Consider the following 26,348-nt stretch of genomic DNA (forward strand, 5'->3'; position numbering starts at 1 on the left):
ATGGCTGACAATAACGAAAACAACCCTCTCAATGATGCAGTCGAACAGGTCGAGACGGGTAATGATGGGACAGAGCAGCAGCAGGCTCAACAAAACCAACAAAACACCATTGCAACAACAATCGCGACAGGGGCAGATGCGGCTGATGCTGCCGACGATGCGAATCAGGCCATGGAGGATAACCCGAGCGGAGCAGGGTCATCAGACGACCCCGATGCCACCGGGGGAGCTCAGTCAGCACAGCCAGTAGATAGTGAAGCAGCTTCTTCCGAGGGGGCTCAATCGGGTGTTGTCGATAGCCAAATGGCAGACTCCGGAGTAGGTGCTGATTCTGGAGCTGGCGGCGGCGCGGCCTCTGGAGCCGGAGCACAAAGCGTTGGCGGGCAACAATCTGAGGGGTCTGATGGTGGCGCTGATGCAGAGGGACAAACACAACAGGCAGGATCCGCACCGCAAGCAGCTGCCGCGTCTCCTGCTGCTGGTGGCGCTGCAGATGATGGATTTGACACTCAAACAGACAGCGAAACATTTGAAGTCAATGTCTTAGATGATGCCGAGCAAGCAAATCTAGCTCAAGAACGTCAAGATGATGACTTCGACTCAGAAACAGTTTCTCAAACCTTCGAAATTCAAGTAGAAGACGTCAATGATGATGCAGAAGTAGAAGACGTTGCTTATACGATTCAAGAAGATGGCTCGTTGACCTTTACTGATGAGCAGCTTCTTGCTGGCGCTTCTGATATCGATGGGGATGATCTATCTATTGCCGATGTCAGCTACTCTGGCACAGATGGTGTGTTCACCGATAATGGGGACGGCACCTATACCTTCTCACCAAATGAGAATTTCAATGGCGAAGTCGACATTAGTTTTTCCGTAAGCGATGGGACTTCGACAACGGAAGCAAATATTGATGTTACGGTCGAAGAAGTTAACGACATTCCTGTAGCGGGTTCAACCTCATACTCTGTAAACGAAGATGGCATCATCACCATTTCTGACGACCAATTGCTTGCCAACTCAAGTGACGTCGAAGGCGAGGTGAGTGTTAGCGATGTGTCTTACTCAGGCACGGATGGTATCTTCACTGATAATGGTGATGGTACTTACAGCTTTGCTCCAAATGAAAACTTCAACGGTGATGTCTCTCTAGATGTGACAGTCGTTGATGAAGATGGCGCGACAGCAGAAACGACTGCCGGTATTGATGTCATCGCAGTTAACGATGCACCGGTCTCTGGTGACTTAGCTTACTCAGTCGACGAAGACGGTTCGATCACACTGTCTCAAGACCAGTTGTTGTCTCAAGCTTCTGATGTCGACGGTGATGACTTAACCGCTGCCAACTTGTCAGCAGGCGATAACGCGACGGTGACGGCTAATGAGGATGGTTCATTCACCATCACGCCAGATGCCGACTTCAATGGTGATATCGACCTAAGCTTTGACATCTCAGATGGCACCGACACTATCGTCGCGAACGCTGACCTCACTGTTAACCCTGTAAATGACGCTGCAGTAGTGGAAGATGTGGGTTACACCATCCAAGAAGATGGCTCGTTGACTTTTACGGATGAGCAGCTTCTAGCAGGCGCATCAGATATTGATGGTGATGACCTATCCGTCGCTGATGTCAGCTACTCTGGCACGGAAGGTGTGTTCACTGACAACGGTGACGGCACTTATACCTTTGCGCCAAACGAGAACTTCAATGGTGAAGTCGACTTAAGCTTCTCAGTGAGCGATGGTACGACCACCACAGAAGCCAATATCGATGTGACGGTTGAGTCCGTTAATGATATTCCAGTTGCGGGGTCAACAACGTACTCCGTACAAGAAGATAACTCCATCACCATTACTGACGAGCAGTTATTGGCTAACAGCTCTGATGTAGAAGGCGATATTTCCGTTCAAGACGTATCTTACTCTGGAACGGATGGTGTCTTTGCGGACAATGGTGATGGTACGTATACCTTCTCTCCAAACGAGAACTTCTCAGGTGAAGTCAGCTTTGATGTCGTTGTAGCCGACGAAGACGGTGCGACTGCGGAAACATCCGCTGGCTTAACCGTTATCGAAGTCAATGACCCACCAATCGCAGGACCAACGTCTTACACCATCGATGAAGACAGCGTACTGACATTCAGTGAATCTCAAGTACTTGCCAATGCTTCTGATATCGAAGGTGATGTGTCTCTAGTTGGCATCAGCTACGACGGACCTGATGGTATCTTCTCAGTCAATGGTGATGGTACCTGTAGCTTTGCCCCGAATGAAAACTTCAATGGCGAAGTTCAGTTGAACGTCACCATTCAAGATGAGGATGGTGCCACGGTTGATACGGTCATTAACGTAGATGTGCTTCCAATTAACGATGCACCAGTCTCTGGTGATCTTGCATACAGTGTTGATGAAGATGGAAGTGTGACATTGTCACAAGAACAGCTTCTATCACAAGCATCAGACGTAGAAGGTGATGACCTCACAGCAGCCAACCTAAGTGCTGGCGATAACGCCACCGTCACTGCTAACGAAGATGGTTCATTCACCATTACGCCAGATGCTGACTTCAATGGCGACATTGATCTAAGCTTCGATATCTCCGATGGCACCGACACCATCGTGGCAAACGCTGACCTCACTGTAAACCCAGTGAATGACGCGGCTGTTGTGGAAAATGTGGGTTACACCATCCAAGAAGATGGCTCGTTAACCTTTACGGATGAGCAGCTTCTTGCTGGGGCTTCTGATATTGATGGTGATGACTTGTCAGTAGCAGATGTTAGCTACTCAGGCACTGAAGGTGTGTTCACCGATAATGGAGACGGTACCTATACCTTCGCACCAAATGAAAACTTCAATGGTGAAGTGGACTTGAGCTTCTCAGTGAGCGACGGTACGACTACGACTGAAGCCAACATCGATGTCACCGTTGAGTCTGTCAACGACATTCCAGTAGCAGGTTCAACCACATACTCAGTCGATGAAGATGGCATCATCACTATCTCGGATGAGCAACTTCTAGCGAACAGCTCGGATGTGGAAGGTGAAGTAGCGGTTGAGGACGTGTCTTACTCAGGTACAGACGGTATCTTTACTGATAATGGCGATGGTACCTACAGCTTCGCTCCAAACGAAAACTTCAACGGTAACGTATCTCTTGATGTGACTGTTGTTGACGAAGACGGTGCAACGGCAGAGACCACAGCCGGCATTGACGTTATTGCAGTCAATGACGCACCGGTTTCAGGTGATTTGGCTTACTCAGTCGACGAAGACGGCTCTATCACGCTGACCCAAGAACAATTGCTATCGCAAGCGAGTGATGTGGACGGTGATGATCTAACTGCTGCTAACCTAAGCGCAGGCGATAACGCAACAGTAACGGCCAACGAAGATGGCTCATTCACCATTACTCCAGATACGGACTTCAATGGTGACATTGACCTCAGCTTCGACATCTCAGATGGCACCGACACTATCGTCGCGAACGCTGACCTCACTGTGAACCCAGTGAATGATGCAGCAGTTGTGGAAGATGTGGGTTACACCATCCAAGAAGATGGATCACTAACCTTCACTGATGAGCAGCTTCTAGCCGGTGCATCCGATATTGATGGCGATGACCTTTCAGTAGCGGATGTCAGCTACTCAGGCAGCGAAGGTGTGTTCACCGACAACGGCGATGGTACTTATACCTTCGCTCCAAACGAGAACTTCAACGGTGAAGTAGACCTAAGCTTCTCAGTGAGCGATGGCACGACTACCACAGAAGCCAATATTGATGTGACGGTTGAGTCGGTCAACGACATTCCAGTTGCAGGTTCAACCACGTACTCAGTCGATGAAGATGGCATCATCACCATTTCGGATGACCAACTACTTGCCAACTCAAGTGACGTAGAAGGCGAGGTGAATGTTAGTGATGTGTCGTACTCCGGCACGGACGGTATCTTTACTGATAACGGCGATGGCACCTACAGCTTCGCACCAAATGAAAACTTCAACGGCAATGTATCACTAGATGTCACTGTTGTTGACGAAGAAGGCGCTACAGCAGATACCACTGCCGGTATTGATGTTATAGCGGTTAATGACGCACCAGTCTCGGGTGACCTGGCTTACTCAGTTGACGAAGATGGTTCAATTACTCTGACTCAAGACCAACTATTGTCTCAAGCATCAGATGTAGACGGAGATGATCTGACTGCCGCTAACTTAAGCGCGGGCGATAATGCCACGGTAACAGCAAACGAAGATGGTTCATTCACCATCACACCGGACGCGGACTTCAATGGTGACATTGACCTTAGCTTCGATATTTCTGATGGCACCGACACCATCGTTGCTAACGCAGATTTGACTGTGAACCCAGTAAATGACGCAGCAGTTGTGGAAGATGTGGGTTATACCATCCAAGAAGATGGCTCGTTGACCTTTACTGACGAGCAGCTTCTTACGGGTGCGTCAGATATTGATGGCGATGACTTGTCAGTCGCAGATGTCAGCTACTCAGGCACCGAAGGTGTGTTCACGGATAACGGTGACGGCACCTATACCTTCGCACCAAACGAAAACTTCAACGGTGAAGTCGACTTAAGCTTCTCAGTAAGCGACGGTACAACCACCACAGAAGCCAACATTGATGTGACCGTTGAGTCTGTCAATGACATTCCAGTGGCCGGTTCAACGACTTACTCCGTTAATGAAGACGGTATTATCACTATCTCTGACGACCAGTTGCTTGCTAACTCAAGTGACGTAGAGGGTGAAGTAAGTGTCAGTGACGTATCTTACGCAGGCACTGACGGTATCTTCACGGACAACGGTGACGGCACTTACAGCTTTGCGCCAAATGAAAACTTCAACGGCGACGTCTCTCTAGATGTGACAGTCGTTGATGAAGACGGTGCTACAGCAGACACGACAGCTGGTATTGATGTTATTGCCGTCAACGATGCGCCTGTCTCTGGTGACTTAGCGTACTCCGTTGACGAAGACGGTTCGATCACACTGTCTCAAGACCAACTACTGTCTCAAGCATCTGATGTAGATGGCGATGACCTCACTGCAGCTAACCTAAGCGCAGGTGATAATGCCACGGTTACGGCTAACGAAGACGGTTCATTCACCATCACACCGGATGCGGACTTCAATGGCGACATTGAGCTCAGCTTCGACATCTCTGATGGCACCGACACCATCGTCGCGAATGCAGACCTCACTGTTAACCCTGTCAATGACGCGGCGGTTGTTGAAGATGTGGGTTACACCATCCAGGAAGATGGCTCGTTGATCTTTACGGATGAGCAGCTTCTAGCTGGCGCATCAGATATTGATGGTGATGACCTATCCGTCGCTGATGTCAGCTACTCAGGTACAGAAGGTGTGTTCACCGACAACGGTGACGGCACTTATACCTTTGCGCCAAACGAGAACTTCAATGGTGAAGTCGACTTAAGCTTTTCAGTAAACGATGGCACAACCACAACAGAAGCCAACATTGACGTGACCGTTGAGTCGGTCAACGATATTCCGGTTGCCGGTTCAACGACTTATACAGTGCAAGAAGACAACTCGATTACCATTACTGACGAGCAGTTATTGGCTAACAGTTCCGATGTTGAGGGTGATGTTTCCGTTCAAGATGTCTCTTATTCAGGTACTGATGGCGTCTTTGCGGACAATGGTGATGGTACTTATACCTTCTCACCAAACGATAACTTCAATGGTGAAGTCAGCTTTGATGTAGTTGTAGCCGACGAAGACGGTGCCACAGTCGAAACAACGGCTGGCCTAACCGTTATAGAGGTAAACGACCCACCAGTTGCAGGACCAACGTCTTACACTATTGATGAAGACAGCGTGCTGACATTCAGTGAATCTCAAGTACTTGCCAATGCTTCTGATATTGAAGGTGATGTTTCGTTAGTGGGTATCAGCTACGATGGTCCGCACGGTATCTTCTCCGTCAATGGTGATGGTACTTGTAGCTTTGCGCCAAATGAAAACTTCAATGGCGAAGTTCAATTGAACGTCACCATCCAAGATGAAGATGGCGCCACCGTCGATACAGTGATTAACGTGGACGTCCTTCCAATCAACGACGCCCCGGTGTCAGGCGACCTGGCTTACAGTGTTGATGAAGATGGAAGTGTGACATTGTCACAAGAACAGCTTCTTGCTCAGGCTTCAGATATCGAAGGTGACGACCTGACTGCTGCCAACTTATCAGCAGGCGATAACGCTACGGTGACGGCTAACGAAGATGGCTCATTTACTATCACGCCAGATGCCGACTTCAATGGTGATATCGACCTCAGCTTCGACATCTCCGATGGCACCGACACCATCGTGGCCAACGCTGACCTGGCGGTTAATCCAGTGAATGACGCAGCGGTTGTTGAGGATGTGGGTTACACCATCCAAGAAGATGGCTCGTTGACCTTCACTGATGAACAGCTTCTTACAGGCGCATCAGATATAGACGGCGATGACCTGTCAGTAGCAGATGTTAGCTACTCTGGCACTGAAGGTGTGTTCACTGACAACGGTGATGGTACCTATACCTTCGCGCCAAACGAGAATTTCAATGGCGAAGTCGACCTAAGCTTCTCAGTGAGCGATGGCACGACCACCACAGAAGCCAATATTGATGTGACGGTTGAGTCGGTCAATGACATTCCAGTCGCTGGTTCAACGACTTACTCAGTCGATGAAGACGGCATCATCACTATTTCTGATGACCAACTACTCGCGAACAGCTCAGACGTTGAAGGCGAGGTCAGTGTCAGTGATGTGTCTTACTCAGGCACGGATGGTATTTTTACCGACAACGGTGATGGTACGTATAGCTTTGCTCCTAATGAAAACTTCAACGGCGACGTATCTCTAGATGTTGTCGTTATTGATGAAGACGGCGCAACGGCATACACCACGGCAGGCATCGACGTTATTGCAGATAACGATGCTCCAGTGTCAGGTGACTTAGCATACTCCGTAGACGAAGACGGCTCAATTACGCTGTCTCAAGACCAACTACTGTCTCAAGCGTCTGATGTAGATGGCGATGATCTCACTGCTGCTAATTTATCAGCAGGCGACAATGCCACGGTCACCGAAAACGAAGATGGTTCATTCACTATCACGCCAGATGCAGACTTCAACGGTGCGATTGACCTCAGCTTTGATATCTCTGATGGCACTGAAACTGTTGCAGTTAATGTTGATTTGACGGTTGACCCAGTCAATGACGCGGCCGTTGTGGAAGATGTGGGTTACACCATCCAAGAAGATGGATCGTTGACCTTTACGGATGAGCAGCTTCTAGCAGGCGCATCAGATATTGACGGCGATGATCTATCTGTCGCGGATGTCAGCTACTCTGGCACGGAAGGTGTGTTCACTGACAACGGTGACGGCACTTATACCTTTGCGCCAAACGAAAACTTCAATGGTGAAGTTGACCTAAGCTTCTCCGTAAGCGACGGTACGACTACGACTGAAGCCAATATTGATGTGACAGTTGAGTCTGTCAACGACCTTCCAGTGGCCGGTTCAACCACATACTCAGTGAACGAAGACGGCATCATCACTATCTCAGATGATCAGCTTCTAGCGAATAGCTCTGATGTGGAAGGCGAGGTGAGTGTCAGCGATGTCTCTTACTCGGGCACTGACGGTATCTTCACTGATAACGGTGATGGTACTTATAGCTTTGCTCCAAATGAAAACTTCAACGGTGACGTATCACTAGATGTTGTCGTTGTTGATGAAGATGGCGCTACAGCAGACACGACAGCAGGCATCGAAGTGATTGCCGTTAACGACGCGCCAATCGCTGGCTTCACCTCATATTCAATGGATGCCAATGGCACTATCACGATTACGGAAGAGCAGCTACTAGCAAACAGTTCAGACATAGAGGGAGATGTTTCCCTTGAGAGTGTTAGCTATACCGGTAGTTTTGGTGAACTAACGGCTAATGATAATGGAACCTACACGTTTGAACCTGCAGAGGATTTTGCAGGTAACTTACTACTCGATGTAACCGTTGTCGATGAAGATGGGGCTACAGCAGACACTAAAGCAGGTATCGAGGTCTTCCCAGCAGCTCCAGCGCCTGGTCCGGTAGATCCTGTCGACCCGGTTGATCCTGTCGATCCAGAAGAACCGGGTGTTGAACCACATCCACCTGAAGAGCCAGAAAACCAAGCTCCAGAAGCCGATGTCATTAACTACACCATGAACGAAGATGGCACCCTAACATTTAGCGAAGCTGACTTGCTGCAACATGCTACGGATGCCGACGGTGATGACCTAACGCTCATGGTAGACAACTACTATGGTAGTGACGGCATCTTTACTCACAATGATGATGGTACATTTACCTTCGCTCCAAATGAGAACTTCAATGGTGACCTAAGCATTAACTATGCTGTAACCGATGGTGAAGCTATTTCAGAGTCGCGAATAAACATTACTGTTGAGGAAGTCAATGATCCTCCTGTAGTGGGTAGTACGTCCTACAGTGTGAATGAAGACGGTGAAATCACAATAAGCCAAGAGCAGCTCCTAGCAAACGCGACTGACATTGAAGGCGACGATCTCACTGCGAGTAACCTGACTGTATCAGGAAATGCGAATGTTGTAGAAAACGATGATGGTTCGTTCACCATTGTACCGGATACTGATTTCAATGGTGATATTGATATCTCGTTTGATGTAACTGACGGTACCGATACAGTCCAAGCAACAGCCGACCTCACTGTCAACCCAGTGAATGACTTGCCTCAACCACAAGATCAATCTTTCACCATTCAGGAAGACGGTTATCTCACATTCACTGACAGTGATCTGCTTGAGAATGCAGTCGATATTGATGGTGACGACTTAACGGTAGAGGATGTCACGTACACAGGCACCGACGGTATTTTGACCGACAACGGAGATGGTACCTACAGCTTTGCACCAAATGAAAACTTCAATGGCGACGTAAATTTCTCATTCGATGTGAGCGACGGTACTGAAACGGTATCCGCAAATGTCGCTGTGGAAGTCACGCCTGTTGATGATGCACCAACGGTTGAAGGCAACCTTGCTTACACCGTCGACGAAGATGGTGAAATCACGCTTAGCCAAGAACAGCTTCTTTCGCATGCGAGTGATATCGAAGGCGATGAACTCACAGCGACCAACCTTAGCGTTGATGGTAATGCTACAGTCACAGCCAATGATGATGGCACATTTACTATCACGCCTGATGCGGATTGGAATGGTGATATCGACCTCAGCTTTGATATTACTGATGGCAACAACGTTATTCAATCCACTGCAGACCTTACGGTCAACCCAATAAATGACGCACCAGACGCTGGTGACGAAATCTATGTTCAAGCAGAAGAAGACCAAACTGTTGGTGTCACTCTAAGAGATGAGCCAACCATACGTCTCGATCAGGCACCTGAGAACGGGTTTATTGAGGCTAACCTAAATGACGAATGGGTCGCATTGGATGTCGGTGTTGAGATCCCAGCGGATACTGAAGTTCGCTTCGTGGCCGACGACGATGCTATTGCTGCAGGTACTCATACTTCTCAGATTGGTACATTTGATGATAATGCGAGTGTTGATGATTGGGGCACTGAAGTTGACCCATATACTCGTGAGTTCGTAGATGGCGACTTGACTGTTACAGTCCAAAGTAACGATGATCCACTAGGAGCCTGGAACGGCAACACCCACATCGGTCACGGTATTGGTGACACGGATCGCCAGGGTCTAAGTGGCGATGAAAAGCTTACAGTCACAGTTGAAGGTCAGGATATCAACGAAATCAGCTTCCACCTTGATGGACTAGGTGGCTGGTTTATGGAGGACTCGAAGCACTTTACTGAAGTCGAAATCAAAGCGTTCAATGAAAATGGCGATTTGATTGATTCGATGACTTACCACAAAGAGGATCGAGGTTCGTACGAGACAGATTACACGCTAACCGTCGACCAACCTGTATCTTACTTTGAGCTAGGTACCATCCAGGGTAACGGTACTTATGTTGTCCAAAACATGACAGTGTCACAAACTGTCCATGATGAAGCGGTGTTCACATCACTTGGCGTCGATGGTACTGAAATCACAGAAACAGTCTCGCTTAACCTAAGACAAGGTGATAGTGAGATAGACCTAACCGCAGAGCTACCAAACCTAGCTATCGACTCAGAGGGAGCGACACAATTTGCTTCTGTCGTTATCACTGAAGAGCAATTGCTAGCACAAGCGAGCGATATCGACAGTGAAAACCTAGACATTCAAAATCTAGAACTCGTTGGGGAGAATGCCGAAAATGCAACGCTCGTCGACAATGGTGATGGCACGTGGACAGTGACACCAGATGAAAACTTCAACGGGGAAATAGAGGTAGGTTACCAAGTCACAGACGGCGAACTCGTTGATGACAACATCATCAACATCAACTTTGAAGCCGTGAACGACGCGCCAATTGTCTCTGGTCCAATTGTACTTTCTACTGACGAAGACGTTGGTATTACTTTCAGTGCCGACGATCTGCTCGCTAACGCCAGCGATATCGAAGGCGATGACCTGACTATCTCTGATATCACATACAATGGTGACGACGGCGAACTTGTTGATAATGGCGATGGTACATACACCTTCATGCCGGATGAAAATTTCAACGGTGACATTGATATCAACTACAGCGTTTCCGACGGTCAAGACACAACAGAAACGCACTTAGATCTTACTGTTGTTCCCGTCAACGATGTTCCTGTGCCGGGTGCTCCGCTACAGACTCAAATGCTCGAGAATGGCTCTATTGTCATTGAAGCAAAAGACTTGTTGTCTGGAGCGAGTGATGTAGACGGCGACATTCTCCATATTGAGAACTTACTGCTTGCCGACCAGACTCAAGGTACGTTGACCGACAATGGCGATAACACCTTTACCTTCGAACCAGCAACGGATTTTCATGGTGAAGTGAACCTTACGTTCGATATTAGCGACGGACAAGCAAGCGCACCTAGCACCGCTTCAATTGATGTTGAAATGGTTAATGAAGGTCCTGAAGTGTCTGGACCTCTGGATGCAAATGTCGATGAAGATGGCTCAATCACTATCACACAAGAGGAATTACTAGCGAATGCTTCTGATGTTGATGGCGACTCGCTAGAAGCGACAAATCTTCAAACCAACGACCTTAACGCGACAATTGTAGAAAACTCAGACGGCAGTTTCACCATTACACCAAGCCAAGATTTCAATGGCGAGATTGAGTTCACCTATGATGTCACGGATGCGATAGAGACGGTCTCGACAGGTCTGAACTTGACCGTCAACCCAGTCAACGATCTTCCTGATGTTCCTGACCTAAGCTTCGCTACTCAAGACGGCGAATCTATTACGTTGACGCAAGAGCAGTTGTTAGAGCAAGCAACCGACATTAATGGTGATGCGCTTACCGCTATAAACGTTACCAGCCAGAATGACAGTGTTGAAGTGGTTGATAATGGAGACGGTACGTTCACTGTAACTACCGACCAAGGCTACTTTGGTGATGCAGATCTCACGTTTGATGTCAGTGATGGTACAGACGTTGTTAGCGCTAATATCGATCTAAAAGTTGAGTTCGTTAATGATGCGCCTGAGGCGGACGCCGTATCGGCGACTATCGATGAAGATGGCAGTATTGTCGTCACCCAAGAAATGTTGCTAGAAAACGCTAGCGATATTGATGGCGATGACTTGTTCGCGACAGGACTTACAACCAACGACCCTAACGCGACTATCGTAGATAATGGCGATGGTACCTATACCGTTACACCTTCAGAAGACTTCAACGGCCAGATCCAGTTCGATTATGAAGTCAACGATGGTGAACTGAGTACAACAACTCAGTTGAACCTCGAAGTAACCCCTGTTAATGATGCACCTGAGGTACAAGCCGCCAACTATTCAATTGATGAAGACGGCACGATCACCTTCACTCAAGAGGATCTATTAAGTGGAGCTACCGATGTTGATGGTGATGACTTAACGGTCACCGACGTTGCCTACAGTGGCTCTGATGGCACTATGGTAGCTAATGATGACGGTTCATTTACCTTTACGCCGAATGAACACTTTAGCGGTGAACTTCAATTTGACTTCACGGTGTCAGATGGCACAACAGAAGTGCAACAAACTATTGATCTTAATGTCGAAGCAGTGGCTGATGCACCAGATTTAACGGTGACCGATGGCGATGGTCAGAGCGTTATGGATTCGACCATTGTTACAGCGCCAGGTGAGGTTGTAGAACTCAACATTGGTGCAAGCCTCGTCGACCAAGATCTGTCCGAAACGCTCACTGTTGATATCGATGGCGTACCAGAAGGCACCGTCATTCGCTACGACAATGAAGCGGTTCTTAATGATCAAGACAACGGTATTACCAGTTACAACGACTCTGAAATTACTGTGACCTTTGAGGGTGAGACAGCTGGCTTCCAAAATGCAGCGGGTTATTACAAAGTTGATGACGAAGGTAACATCACTGGAGTCGAGGTTGTTTACGAGAATGCGTCACAAGTAGGAGGTGGTGGTGACCTTGTACCAGGACAGGACTCTTTTACTTTCCAAGTAGATGAAGGTGAAAGCTTCAACCTATTCTTGATACCTAACGGCTTTAATTACAATGACTTTGACTCAATGCAAGACGGTAGTTTTGAGTTTAGAGCAGCTGACGGTTCTCCAGCTACAATGGACACTGTCGATCCTCAGTTAGTCTTTGTCGATGCCAACGGTGACACTACAGTAATACAAGGTCAGTTCGGTGATACCGTGTTCCACGGTGGTTCAAGCGCTCAACTCAACCAAGATGGCATGGAGCACACCCGCACAACCGTCAATGAAGATGGTGAGTTAGTCTATGGATTTGAAGATCTATATGGCGGGGGCGATGCCGACTTCAGTGATTTCAACTTTACGATTGATGTCGGTGAAGTGAACAGTCAGATTTATAGTGGTGAGATAGTTGTAGGCGAGGATGGTAATGTTGTTGTACCGACTGTAGCGATTGATCAGACGCTCGAGTTCACACTGCCAGAAGAGGTCGTTGATCCGTTTGACATCACGGTAAGTGCAACCGCGACAGAGCTATCCAATGATGATTCCGAGACAGTCTCGACAACCATTACTATCGATGTAGAACACGCCCCTGAAGCAACCGGTGTCCAAGCGACGGTTGACGAGGACGGTTCTATTACAATTACTCAAGGAGAGTTACTAGCTAACGCGAGCGATCTTGATGGTGACGACTTAACGGCGTTGAATCTGTCGACTGACGACGAAAACATAACGATTACGGCCAACGAAGATGGCTCGTACACACTTACACCAGATGCAGACTTCAATGGTGATGTTCAATTTACCTTTGATGTATCCGACGGTGACCAAATCGTCACAACGAATCTGGATCTTACTGTCTCACCAGTTAACGATGGTCCCGTGGCACAAGACCTCGCTTATACTGTCGAAGAAGATGGTTCTCTCACCTTTACCGATGCACAGCTACTTGCCAATGCAACTGATGTCGATGGCGACGCGCTTACTGTTGAATCTGTTGACTACAACGGCGCCGAAGGGGTCTTTACTAACAACGGTGACGGCACCTATACCTTTGCGCCAAATGAGAACTTCTCTGGCGATGTTGATCTATCATTCCAAGTTTCAGATGGTACAGAGACAGTCACTGCCAATATCGATATCACCGTCACCGAAGTGAATGATGCGCCTGTCGCTGGTTCGACATCCTATTCGGTTCTTGAAGATAATTCGATCACTATTAATGATGGTCAGCTCCTTGCGAACTCAAGCGATGTAGAGGGAGGAGTGTCTGTTTCAGAGGTAACATACAGTGGCACCGATGGCGTGTTTGCCGATAACGGTGATGGCACTTATACCTTCACGCCAAACGAAAACTTCTCCGGTGATATCAGCCTAGATGTCAAAGTGGCAGATGAAACTGGTGAAGTGGTAGAAACAAGCGCTGGTATTAACGTTATAGAAGTTAATGATCCTCCAATAGCAGGTCCAACTTCATACACCATCAACGAAGATAGTGTCTTAACATTTAACGAGTCTCAGGTTCTTGCGAATGCTTCAGATATTGAAGGCGAAGTATCGCTCGTTGGCGTGAGTTATGACGGTCCAGATGGTATCTTCTCGGTCAACGATGATGGTACTTGTAGCTTTGCTCCGAACGAAAACTTCAACGGTGAAGTCCAGCTTAATGTTACGATTCAAGATGAAGACGGCGCCACGGTCGATACAGTCATTAATGTTGATGTACTGCCTATTAACGATGCACCAGTTTCTGGAGATTTGGCTTACTCAGTAGATGAAGATGGCAGTGTTACATTGTCACAAGAACAGCTTCTGTCACAAGCATCTGACGTAGAAGGTGATGATTTAACCGCTTCAAATCTCACCGCTGGCGATAATGCAACCGTCACCGTGAACGAAGACGGCTCATTTACCATTACACCTGACGCCGACTTCAATGGCGATATCGACCTAAGCTTCGATATTTCTGACGGCACTGATACAACCGTTGCGACTGCTGATCTGACTGTTAATCCGGTTAATGATGCGGCCGTGGTAGAAAATGTCGGCTACACCATCCAAGAAGATGGTTCATTGACGTTTACTGATGAGCAACTCCTCGCTGGCGCCTCGGATATTGACGGCGATGATTTATCCGTAGCCGATGTTTCATACACAGGTACAGACGGTGTGTTCACCGACAATGGTGACGGTACCTACACATTCTCACCAAACGAAAACTTCAATGGTGACGTAGACTTAAGCTTCTCCGTTAGCGATGGCACAACAACCACCGAAGCAAACATTGATGTCACTGTAGAATCGGTGAATGACGTTCCGGTTGCAGGCTCAACGTCATATTCAGTAGACGAAGATGGCATCATCACACTGTCTGATGACCAGCTTCTTGCCAATAGTTCCGATGTTGAGGGCGACGTGAGCGTTAGTGACGTCTCATACTCTGGAGCGGATGGTATCTTCACGGATAACGGCGATGGTACCTATAGTTTTGCACCAAACGAAAACTTCAATGGAAATGTAGCACTCGATGTAACCATCGTCGATGAAGATGGTGCAACGGCAGAGACGACCGCAGGCATTGACGTTATCGCTGTAAATGATGCGCCAGTATCGGGCAATTTAGCCTACAGCGTTGATGAAGATGGTTCGATAACCATCAGTCAAGAACAGCTATTGGCACAAGCATCGGATGTCGAAGGTGACGTACTTACTGCCGCGAACCTTGAAGCAGGAGACAATGCGACAGTTACGGCGAATGATGATGGCTCATTTACCATCACACCGGATGCAGATTTTAACGGCGATATCGACCTGACTTTTGATATCTCGGATGGTACAGACACCATCGTGGCTAACGCTGATCTCACAGTCAACCCGATGAACGATGCGGCTGTTGTAGAAGATGTTGGCTATACGATTCAAGAGGATGGGTCGCTTACCTTTACAGACGAACAGCTATTGGCTGGCGCTTCGGATATAGATGGCGATGACCTGTCTGTGGCCGATGTGTATTATACCGGCGCTGATGGTGTCTTCACTGATAATGGCGACGGCACCTATACCTTCTCACCAAACGAAAACTTCAATGGCGAAGTGGACCTAAACTTCTCAGTAAGTGATGGCACGACTACGACTGAAGCTAATATCGATGTGACTGTTGAGTCGGTAAACGATATCCCTGTGGCAGGTTCAACATCTTACTCTGTAAATGAAGATGGTGTTATTACCATCTCTGACGACCAGCTTCTTGCAAACAGCTCCGATGTCGAAGGAGAGGTCGCGGTTGATGATGTCTCTTACTCAGGTTCTGATGGTATCTTCACCGATAACGGCGATGGTACATACAGCTTCGCACCTAACGAGAACTTTAACGGTAATGTGAGCTTAGACGTCGTCGTGGTCGATGAAGACGGCGCATCGGTCAGTACCTCTGCGGGTATAGAAGTCATTGCTGTCAATGATGCTCCGGTCTCCGGTGACTTAGCGTATAGCATTGAAGAAGATGGTTCTATCACGCTATCGCAAGAGCAGCTATTGTCACAAGCAAGCGATGTCGATGGTGATGAACTGACGGCTGCAAACCTAAGTGCAGGAGCAAACGCTACAGTCACTGAAAATGAAGATGGGTCATTTACCATCACGCCAGATGCGAACTTCAATGGCAGCATCGACCTAAGCTTCGATATCTCTGACGGCACTGAAACCATCAATGCGGGCGTGGATTTAACTGTCGATCCTGTCAATGATCTACCAACTACTTCCGATACATCGGCTAGGGTAGATGAAGACCACTCAATTACTATCACTCAAGAGCAGTTGTTGGCGAACGCGGCTGATATCGATGGTGATGATTTAACAGCTTATGATCTCACGGCTGAGAATGCGACTATCGCCGATAATGGCGACGGTATGTTCACTATTACACCGGATGAAAACTTCAATGGATACATCGATGTAGGTTACAGCATTAGCGATGGTGATACTCCAATCGCTGCTAATTTAGGTCTAACCGTCGATCCGGTTAACGACGCACCAATAGTCTCTGCCGATGTAGCCATCACCATTGAAGAAGATGGCTCGTACACCATCACCCAAGAAGAGCTACTGCAGTTTGCGACTGATATCGAAGACGATGATATGACCGCAATCATCGGCGAGCAGGGTGATGACACGACTGTCACTGGTACTGTATTGGATGCTGAAACCAGTAATCCAATAGTTGGAGCAGAAGTAACGCTCACAGATTCGGCAGGCAACAGCTATACCACAGTGACGGATGAATCAGGTAACTACTCAGTTAGCGGCTCTGTCGTCGACCAAGGTACCGTATCCATTGAACAAGAAGGTTCTATCAGCACCAGCTTTATTGTCCCTGCAGGTGAAGACACTAACGGTGGTGTGACTGCACTATCGGAAGTGTTAGAAGAAACTGATATGCGTGTTGTTGTCACCTGGGGTCAGCAGCCAACGGATATGGATAACCACCTATGGCTATATGACACCGAGACAGGCGCAGAGCTTGACCACATCTTCTGGGCGGACATGAGCCATGACCTAGGCGAGGGTAACGTTGTCCAACAAGACGTTGACGACGTGAATGGGCATGGTCCAGAAACCATTACTATCCCTAACTATCAAGATGCCAATATGCACTATTCGGTGCATAACTACTCTGACCGCAGTTGGGATGTCGATGGCGTTGAAGATGTACAGGTACAGATCTTTGTAGGTGATACACTTGTCCAAACCTTTACCCCAGATCTTCCTGATAATCCTACCGGTGATCACTGGCACGTATTCGACATCGTCGATGGCGTAATCATCCCAAGCCAAGATGTAGGGTCGATGTCTAGCTTCGAACTCCCTACGTCAGAAGAAGCAGCGAATGCCGAAAACGGCATCGATATTTCTGAAGTAATGTCGCCAGAGAGTGATGACGACAGTTCTGCAAGCGAAGAAGGTGGCAACGAACAGAGTATCAGCGACATTGCCATTGAGAACGCACTAATCACCGACAACGGTGATGGCACCTATACCATTACCCCAGAAGAAAACTTCAATGGTGAGTTCTCGATAAGCTACAACGTGGATGACGGCAATGGTGGTGTTACACCAGCAGAACTAGACGTCACAGTTACAGCGGCCAATGATGAATCGATAATCTACGATCATGACTACACCATTAACGAAGACGGCTCACTCACCTTTACCGATGAGCAGCTTCTTCAAGGTGCAACGGATATTGATGGTGATGTCCTGACCGTAGAATCCGTCAACTACGATGGCGCGGAAGGTGTGTTTACCGACAACGGAGATGGCACTTATACCTTCGCTCCAAACGAGAACTTCAACGGTAGCGTTGACCTAAGCTATAGCGTTAGCGATGGTACAGACACAGTCACTGCAAACATTGATGTCCAAGTAGTGCCTATTAATGATGTGCCAGTTGCAGGTTCAACCACTTACTCGGTTGAAGAAGACAACTCGATCACTATTTCAGACGAGCAATTACTGGCAAATAGCTCTGACGTCGAGGGCGAAGTATCCGTTCAAGATGTCTCTTACTCAGGAACAGATGGCGTCTTTGCCGACAATGGAGATGGAACCTATACCTTCACACCAAATGAGAACTTCTCTGGCGATGTCAGTTTCGATGTCACTATTGAGGACTCAGAAGGCGCGACGGCAACCACTACTGCTGGGCTAGATGTCATAGAAGTTAACGACCCACCAATCGCTGGACCAACGTCTTACACCGTAAACGAAGATAGCGTGTTGACCTTCAATGAGTCTCAAGTACTGGCAAATGCTTCTGACATCGAGGGAGATGTATCGCTCGTCGGTATTAGCTATGACGGGCCAGATGGTATTTTCTCTGTAAACGGTGATGGTACCTGCAGTTTTGCTCCCAATGAAAATTTCAATGGAGAAGTGCAGCTTAACGTCACCATTCAAGATGAAGATGGCGCAACGGTAGACACTGTAATCAATGTCGACGTATTGCCGGTTAATGACCTACCAATCGCAGGCACGACTTCATATTCGGTTGATGAAGATGGCGTAATCACATTAAGCGAAGATCAGCTACTAGCGAACAGTACTGATGTTGAGGGCGAGCTTTCAGTCAGCGACTTATCATACTCTGGAGACAACGGTACGCTAACTGCCAATGATGACGGTACCTATAGTTTTGCGCCGAGCGAAAACTTCAGTGGTGACCTCACACTTGATATGACCGTTGTAGATTCAGACGGAGCAACGGCAGAAGCCAGCGTCGGTATTGAAGTTCAATCCATTGTTGATATGCCTGAACTGTCTATCACGCCAGATCTCTCTATTACACCGGATCTTATCCTTGCAACCGACAACTTTGAGTCTGGATCTGAGGGTTGGAACACGGGCACTGAGAGCTCTCAAGGCTTTGATAGTGGCGATATGCTCGGTCGAATAGGTGGCACGGACGGCGAAGAAGCGGTCAGTAAAACCTATAATATTCCGACTGATGTCGATGAGGTCGATATTTCATTCAGTTTCTATGAAATAGATTCTTGGGATGGTGAATCATTCCAGATCTTCGTTGGGGGTGAAGAGCTAACATCGTTCGATAATTCTGCATTTAGAACACAAGATGGCACCACAACACTTTATGACTCAGATGGAAATGAAGTAGGCGAAGTCGTGCATGGCACTTCACAAGGCGAAGGTTTCAGTGGTTGGAATGAACAAGCGCATGAGGTTCACCTCACAGTGCCAATTGAAGACGGACAACTTCAACTCGGGTTTGGTTCGACACTCAACCAAGAGCTAAGAGATGAATCCTTCGGTATCGATAATATCGAGATTTCAGTCGCTAATGCCGACTTCCAAATCATTGGTGTTGAAGACTCGAGTATTCCTATCGAGATTAACGCGAATCTAACCGACACAGATGGCTCCGAAGCACTATCAATCCTCATTGAAAACGTTCCAGAGGATGGCGCGCTTTCCGCAGGTACTGATAACGGTGATGGAACATGGTCGCTTGAGCCCGGAGAGCTTGAAGGGTTGGAATTCACGCCAGCGGCTGATTTCAGTGGCAGCGTTTCTCTGACAGTGAATGCAACCTCAACAGATCTTAATACCGGGGATACCGCCACTGCCACGGAAGAAGTAAATATTTATGTATCTCCAATCAATGATGGCCCAGAAGCTGAGGATAAGGCTTACACCATAGAAGAGGATGGCTCGCTTACCTTTACCAATGAGCAATTGCTGGTTGGAGCCACCGATATCGAAGGGGATGACCTGTCTATCGCCGATGTTTCTTATTCGGGAACAGATGGTGTGTTTACCGACAATGGTGATGGAACCTATACCTTCTCTCCAAACGAGAACTTTAATGGCGAAGTCGACATCAGCTTCTCTGTCAGTGATGGTACTGACACGACCCAAGCTAACATCGATATTACCGTTGACGCGGTGAACGATATACCAGTCGCTGGGTCTACAACGTATTCTGTCAATGAAGATGGCATCATAACCATTTCGGACGCTCAGCTTCTCGCTAATAGTTCAGATGTCGAAGGTGAGGTGAGTGTAAGCGATGTCTCTTACTCAGGTACGGACGGTATCTTTACCGACAATGGTGACGGCACGTATAGCTTCGCTCCAAATGAAAACTTCAACAGAGATGTCTCTCTCGACGTAACAATTGTTGATGAAGATGGTGCCACAGCCGATACAACGGCCGGGATTGAAGTCATTGCTATCAATGATGCACCGGTCTCCGGAGACTTGGCTTACTCTGTCGATGAAGACGGTTCAATCACACTATCTCAAGAACAATTGCTGTCCCAAGCATCGGATGTTGATGGTGATGATCTTACGGCCTCTAATCTAAATGCAGGCGACAACGCCACAGTGACGCAAAATGAAGATGGTTCATTCACTATCACACCAAATGCGGATTTCAATGGCGATATCGATTTAAGCTTCGAAATCTCAGACGGTACAGACACCATCGTTGCTAACGCTGATCTCACAGTTAATCCTGTCAATGATGCTGCTGTGGTAGAAGATGTCGGTTATACCATCGAAGAGGATGGCTCACTTACGTTTACTGACGAGCAATTGCTTGCTGGAGCCTCAGATGTAGACGGTGATGACCTGACTGTGGCTGACGTGTCGTATACCGGCACTGACGGTATCTTCACTGACAACGGAGACGGTACTTACACCTTTGCACCAAACGAGAACTTCAATGGTGAAGTCGACCTAAGTTTCTCGGTCAGCGACGGCACGACAACGACTGATGCAAACATCGATGTTACTGTTAATTCGGTGAATGATCTTCCAATAGCGGGGTCAACGACGTATTCAGTTGATGAAGACGGCGTCATTACCTTAAGTGAAGCGCAACTACTCGCGAATAGTTCGGATGTAGAAGGGGAGCTCTCTGTCAGTGATGTGTCTTATAGCGGTGATAATGGAACCTTAACGCCAAACGATGATGGCAGCTATAGTTTCGCGCCGAGCGAAAACTTCAGCGGCGACTTGACGTTGAACATGACAGTGGTTGACTCTGACGGTGCCACTGCTGAAACGACAGTGGGTATTGAAGTTCAGTCCGTAGTGGATATGCCGGAGCTATCGGTAACACCAGACTTGTCTATCACTCCAGATTTAATTTTGGCAACCGACAATTTTGAATCAGGCTCTGAAGGGTGGAATGCTGGCACCGAAAGTTCTCAGGGCTTTGATAGCGGAGACATGTTGGGTCGAATTGGTGGTACAGACGGCGAAGAGGCCGTCAGTAAAACCTACAACATTCCTACCGATGTCGATGAAGTCGATATCTCGTTCAGCTTCTATGAGATAGATTCTTGGGATGGTGAATCATTCCAGATATTTGTTGGCGGTGAACCACTAACTTCTTTCGATAACTCCGCATTTAACACGCAAGACGGAACGACCACACTGTATGACTCTGAAGGCAACCAAGTCGGCGAAGTCATTCATGGAGGCACACAAGGTGAAGGGTTCAGTCAATGGAACGAGCAATCTCATGAAGTACACCTCACTGTTCCAATCGAGGATGGCCAGTTGCAATTGGGCTTTGGCTCAACGCTAAATCAAGAACTTAGCGATGAGTCATTTGGCATCGATAACATCGAGATATCTGTCGCTAACGCTGACTTCCAGATCATCGGTGTTGAAGACTCGACAATTCCAATCGAAATCAACGCAAACCTTACCGATACAGATGGCTCTGAAGCTCTGTCGATTCTCATTGAAAATGTACCTGAAGATGGCGAGCTATCAGCTGGTATCAATAATGGAGACGGAACTTGGTCGCTGGAACCACAAGATCTAGCCGGACTTGAATTTACGCCTGCGAGTGACTTTAGCGGTAGCGTTTCACTCACTGTAAATGCCACATCTACTGACCTAAACACAGGTGACACAGCAACTGCGACCGAAGAGGTCAATATCTATGTGTCTCCAATCAACGATGGTCCAGAAGCAGAAGACAAAACATACACTATCGAAGAGGATGGTTCGCTTACCTTTACCAATGAACAGCTATTAGTAGGGGCGACGGACATCGAAGGTGACGATTTGTCTATCGCTGATGTTTCGTATTCTGGCACTGATGGTGTGTTTACCGATAATGGCGACGGCACCTATACCTTCGCACCAAATGAGAACTTCAGTGGCAACGTTGAACTGCTGTTCGAGGTATCGGATGGTGAAGATGTTACTCCTGCAACCATTGACGTCACCGTGACTGAAGTTAACGATGCGCCTGTTGCCGGCTCGACGTCTTACAGCGTTGACGAAGATAATGTGCTCACTTTCAGTAACGAACAGCTTCTCGCCAACAGCTCTGATATCGAAGGCGAGGTAGCGGTAAGTGACGTAAGTTACTCCGGCTCAGATGGCATATTCACCGACAATGGTGATGGCACCTACAGTTTTGCACCGAACGAAAACTTCAATGGAGATGTGTCTCTCGATGTTAGCGTTGTTGATGAAAGCGGAGAAGTCGTCAATACAAGCGCAAACATAGAAGTGATCGCGGTGAATGATGCTCCGGTCACTGGAGATTTGTCTTACTCAGTCAGTGAAGATGGCGCGATTACTCTGTCGCAAGAACAGCTCCTATCTCAAGCATCTGATATCGACGGAGATGACTTAACAGCAACCGACCTAAGTGCCGGCGGTAATGCGACTATAACCGCAAATGAAGATGGTTCATTTACCGTTACTCCAGATGCGGATTTCAACGGCAATATTGACTTAACCTTCAATATCTCAGACGGCACGGATACGATCGTAGCGAATGCAGATCTCACTGTTAATCCAGAGAATGACGCAGCGGTTGTTGAAGATGTGGGTTACACCATTCAAGAAGATGGCTCGTTAACCTTTACTGATGAACAACTACTTGCTGGCGCGTCAGATATTGATGGTGATGACTTGTCTGTCGCTGACGTCAGTTATTCTGGTACAGAGGGTGTGTTCACCGACAATGGTGACGGTACCTATACCTTTGCTCCTAACGAGAACTTCAATGGCGAGGTAGACCTAAGCTTCTCGGTAAGTGACGGTACTACCACTACTGAAGCCAACATTGATGTAACTGTTGAATCGGTGAATGATATCCCAGTTGCTGGGCCAACTTCATACACCGTCAATGAAGACAGTGTGCTGACATTCAGTGAGTCTCAAGTACTTGCCAATGCATCTGACATAGAAGGCGATGTATCTCTAGTCGGTATCAGCTACGATGGACCACACGGAATCTTCTCAGTCAATGGTGATGGAACTTGTAGCTTTGCGCCAAATGAAAACTTCAATGGCGAGGTTCAATTAAACGTCACCATTCAAGATGAAGATGGTGCTACTGTTGATACTGTGATTAACGTAGATGTGCTTCCAATCAACGACGCACCGGTATCAGGTGATCTAGCGTACAGTGTTGATGAAGATGGAAGTGTGACATTGTCACAAGAACAGCTTCTATCACAAGCGAGTGATGTAGAAGGTGATGACCTCACAGCAGCCAACCTAAGTGCTGGCGACAACGCTACGGTGATGGCTAACGAAGACGGCTCATTCACCATTACACCGGATGCGGACTTCAATGGCGACATTGACCTAAGCTTCGACATCTCTGATGGTACAGATACCATCGTGGCGAATGCTGACCTCACTGTGAATCCGGTGAACGATGCAACAGTTGTCGAAGATGTGGGTTACACCATCCAAGAAGACGGTTCATTGACCTTCACTGATGAGCAGCTTCTTGCTGGCGCGTCAGATATTGATGGCGATGACCTATCTGTAGCGGATGTTAGCTACTCAGGTACAGAAGGTGTGTTTACCGACAATGGTGATGGCACGTATACCTTCGCTCCAAATGAAAACTTCAATGGCGAAGTCGACTTAAGTTTCTCCGTAAGTGACGGAACAACCACCACAGAAGCCAACATCGATGTCACAGTTGAGTCTGTTAATGACATTCCAGTTGCAGGTTCGACCACGTACTCAGTCGATGAAGACGGCATCATCACTATTTCTGATGACCAACTCCTCGCGAACAGCTCAGACGTTGAAGGTGAAGTCGCGGTTGATGATGTTTCTTACTCAGGTACAGACGGTATCTTTACGGACAACGGTGATGGCACCTACAGCTTCGCACCAAACGAAAACTTCAACGGCAATGTCTCGCTTGATGTCACTGTTGCTGACGAAGATGGGGCAACGGCAGAGACCACAGCGGGTATTGACGTCATCGCAGTGAACGACGCACCAGTATCAGGTGACCTAGCTTACTCAGTTGATGAAGATGGCTCGATTACTCTGACTCAAGAGCAATTGTTATCGCAAGCGAGTGATGTGGACGGCGATGATCTCACTGCGGCTAACCTAAGCGCAGGTGATAACGCCACGGTCACGGCTAACGAAGACGGCTCATTCACCATCACACCGGATACGGATTTCAATGGTGACATTGACCTCAGAATCGATATCTCTGATGGCACCGACACCATCGTCGCCAATGCAGATTTGACTGTGAATCCAGTGAATGACGCAGCGGTTGTTGAAGATGTGGGTTACACCATCCAAGAAGATGGCTCGTTGACCTTTACTGATGAGCAACTTTTAGCAGGTGCATCCGATATTGATGGAGACGACCTATCAGTTGCTGATGTTAGCTACTCAGGCACAGAAGGTGTGTTCACCGACAATGGTGATGGCACTTATACCTTTGCGCCAAACGAGAACTTCAATGGTGACGTGGACTTGAGCTTCTCAGTAAGTGATGGCACGACCACCACAGAAGCTAACATTGGTGTGACCGTAGAGTCTGTCAATGACATTCCAGTTGCTGGCTCAACCACGTACTCAGTCGATGAAGATGGCATCATCACCATCTCTGACGACCAATTGCTTGCTAACTCAAGTGATGTTGAAGGCGAGGTGAGTGTCAGTGATGTGTCGTACTCAGGCACTGATGGTATCTTCACTGACAACGGTGACGGTACCTACAGCTTCGCACCAAACGAGAATTTCAACGGCAACGTTTCTCTTGACGTGACCATTGCTGATGAAGATGGTGCAACGGCAGAAACTACGGCAGGTATTGACGTCATCGCAGTGAACGATGCACCAGTCTCAGGTGACTTAGCTTACTCGGTTGACGAAGACGGCTCTATCACGCTGACTCAAGAGCAACTTCTGTCACAAGCAAGTGATGTGGACGGTGATGATCTGACGGCCGCTAACTTGTCAGCAGGTGACAATGCTACAGTTACCGCCAACGAAGACGGATCATTCACTATTACTCCCGATGCGGACTTCAATGGTGACATTGACCTCAGCTTCGACATTTCTGATGGCACCGATACCATCGTCGCCAATGCAGATTTGACTGTGAATCCAGTTAATGACGCAGCAGTCGTGGAAGATGTCGGTTACACCATCCAAGAAGATGGCTCGTTGACCTTTACTGACGAGCAACTCCTTGCGGGTGCGTCTGATATTGATGGCGACGAGCTATCTGTTGCGGATGTTAGCTACTCAGGCACGGAAGGTGTGTTCACTGACAACGGTGATGGCACTTATACCTTTGCACCAAACGAGAACTTCAACGGTGAAGTGGACCTAAGCTTCTCAGTAAGTGACGGTACAACCACCACAGAAGCTAACATTGATGTGACGGTTGAGTCGGTAAACGACATTCCTGTGGCCGGTTCTACCACATACTCAGTCAATGAAGACGGCATTATCACTATCTCAGATGATCAGCTTCTAGCGAACAGCTCAGACGTTGAAGGCGAGGTGAGTGTCAGTGATGTGTCTTACTCAGGCACAGACGGTATCTTCACTGATAATGGTGATGGTACGTATAGCTTCGCGCCAAACGAAAACTTCAACGGCAACGTATCGCTTGATGTGACTATTGTTGACGAAGACGGTGCAACGGCAGATACCACTGCGGGTATTGATGTCATCGCAGTGAACGATGCGCCAGTCTCAGGTGACTTAGCTTACTCAGTTGATGAAGATGGCTCGATTACTCTGACTCAAGAGCAATTACTATCACAAGCGAGTGATGTAGACGGTGATGACCTCACAGCGGCCAACCTGAGCGCGGGTGACAACGCCACAGTCACTGCCAACGAAGATGGGTCATTTACCATCACACCAGATGCAGACTTCAATGGCGACATTGACTTAAG

1 protein-coding gene (only partly in view) is annotated in these 26,348 nt (G+C 47.9%); it reads left to right on the forward strand.

Features of this window, described 5'->3' with window-relative positions; all coding sequences use genetic code 11:
* Window positions 1-26,348, forward strand: the 5' portion of a protein-coding gene (locus AC6I8U_RS08200; protein ID WP_498018289.1) for a tandem-95 repeat protein. Its footprint extends 3,589 nt past the window's final position; only the first 26,348 of its 29,937 coding nucleotides appear in the window; the start codon lies at window positions 1-3; the stop codon falls past the right edge of the window.

It is taken from the genome of Vibrio sp. KUL80 (genome assembly GCF_059725495.1).